General features: G+C 73.5%; 2 protein-coding genes. One reads left to right on the top strand and one right to left on the bottom strand.

Annotation, left to right across the window (positions count from 1 at the left end; all coding sequences use genetic code 11):
* A partial coding sequence (locus tag AB0J52_RS38115; RefSeq protein WP_500187873.1) for an ATP-binding protein occupies positions 1 to 577 on the bottom strand: 577 nt, incomplete at its 3' end.
* Between the two features lie 325 nt (positions 578 to 902).
* Here AB0J52_RS38115 and AB0J52_RS38110 point away from each other — a divergent pair.
* The coding region (locus tag AB0J52_RS38110; RefSeq protein ID WP_500187872.1) for a HAMP domain-containing protein at positions 903 to 2,000 on the top strand (1,098 nt) is incomplete at its 3' end.

Genomic DNA, 2,000 nt, shown 5'->3' with positions numbered 1-2,000 from the left:
CGCGGGAGGCCGCGCGGTCGGCGGCGGCGCGGCGGATCGAACGTGAGTCGGGTTCGGGGGCTCCCCAGCCGGGATCGGCGGCGGTGCGTGCCGGACGTCCGGCCGAGGAGACGCCGGAAGGCGCGTCGGCGCCGGATTCCGGTCGGGCCGAATATCCGGGGCGGCGCGCGAAATCGTCGGTCGGGGGCTCCTCGGGCTCGGGGCCCGGGCGGGTCATCCGGAACCAGATGCCCTTGGTCTCGTGGTCGTAGTCGACGCCCCAGGAGGCGGCGAGCCGCGCGATCGACGGCAGGCCCCGGCCGCTGGCGGCGGTCACGCCGGGCATCACCGGGGTCCGGGTGGGGTGGCGGTCGCGCACCTCGATGAGGATCTCGTCGTCGGTGACGCTGCAGATCACGTCGAAGGCGGTGCCCGCGTAGGCCACCGCGTTCGTCGCCAGTTCGCTGGTCGCGAGCACCGCGTCGTCGACGGCCTCGGTGAGGCCCCAGTCGCGCAGGGCCTGCTGGACGAACCGGCGCGCGTCCGCCACCGAGGCCGCAGCGGACGGGAAGGTGGCCGCCGCCGTCTGCCGATCCAACTGCCGTCCCTTGCTCGTCGTTCTGAGTCTGGCCGCACGTGCGGGTCCGGCCGCCGTGACAGACTGGCCGAACCAGCCGGGCGCCGTACCTTCCACCGTGCTCACGCCGGGACAGACCGTAACACGAAGCCCGTGGGGGGCGGGTGAGGTCACCCCCGGCCGGCATCGCCGCCCGGACCCCCGCGGACGGCCGGCGGCGGCTGTAGGACACCGGGTTGATCGGCCCCGACGACCGGCCACCGGGCCAGTGGCGACGTAAAGTACAGATGCGGGCCGGCGAGGAGCCCGAACCACCGGGCACCCGTCGGCCGGGAGGATGGATCTGATGCCCCGTAGCGCCACGCGTTCCCGAGCGGGTGACGGTGTCTCGCAGGACACCGCCCCGCGGTACAGCGACGCCGATCTGGAGCCGCTGCTGCGCGCCCTGACGGCCGTCCGGGACGGCAGGCTGCGCACAACGGTCGAGGTGACGGGTGACGGCGCCGTCGCCGAGGCCCTGGCCGTGCTGGACCAGATCCGCGACAACGGCCACCAGGTCGCCTCCGGGCTGGCCCGGGTGCGCCGCGAGATCGGCCGGGACGGCCAGATGCGCGGCCGGCTCACGCCCGGCACGCTGCGCGGCTCCTGGGCCGGGGCGGTCGAGGACTCCAACGCCATCCTGGACAAGCTGACCGACCTGGCCACCGGCATGTACAAGGTCGTGGAGGCGGTCGCCAAGGGCGACCTGACCCAGCGGGTGGAGCTGCGCGCGGGCGGCCGCCCGATGCGCGGCGAGCTGCTGCGCATGGCCAAGTCGGTGAACGGGATGGTCGAGCTGCTGGACCAGTTCACCTGGGAGGTCACCCAGTTCGCCCGGGAGGTCGGCACCGAGGGGCGGCTCGGCGGCAAGGCGTCCGCGCGCGGCATGACCGGCCGCTGGCGGGACGTGACGGCGGCGGTGAACGTGATGGCCGACCGGCTGACCAGCCAGGTCCGCGACATCGCCGAGGTGACGACGGCGGTGGCGCGCGGCGACCTGACCCGGAAGGTGACCGTCGAGGCGGCCGGTGAGCTCCAGGAGCTGAAGCTCACCGTGAACCAGATGGTCGACACGCTGTCGGCCTTCGCCGACGAGGTCACCCGCGTCGCCCGCGAGGTCGGCTCGGAGGGTCAGCTGGGCGGGCAGGCGAAGGTGCACGGGGTCTCGGGGGTCTGGAAGGACCTCACCGACAACGTGAACGCGATGGCGAACAACCTGACCAGCCAGGTCCGCAACATCGCGCAGGTCACCACGGCGGTGGCCGACGGCGACCTGACCAAGAAGATCACCGTCGGGGCGCAGGGCGAGATCCTGCAGCTGAAGTCGACGGTGAACCAGATGGTCGACACGCTGTCGGCCTTCGCCGACGAGGTCACCCGCGTCGCCCGCGAGGTCGGCACCGAG

The organism is Spirillospora sp. NPDC049652 (genome assembly GCF_040675125.1).
GTDB lineage: Bacteria > Actinomycetota > Actinomycetes > Streptosporangiales > Streptosporangiaceae > Spirillospora.
The sequence above is the reverse complement of the archived record's forward strand: the minus strand, read 5'-3'. Positions and strand labels throughout refer to the sequence as shown.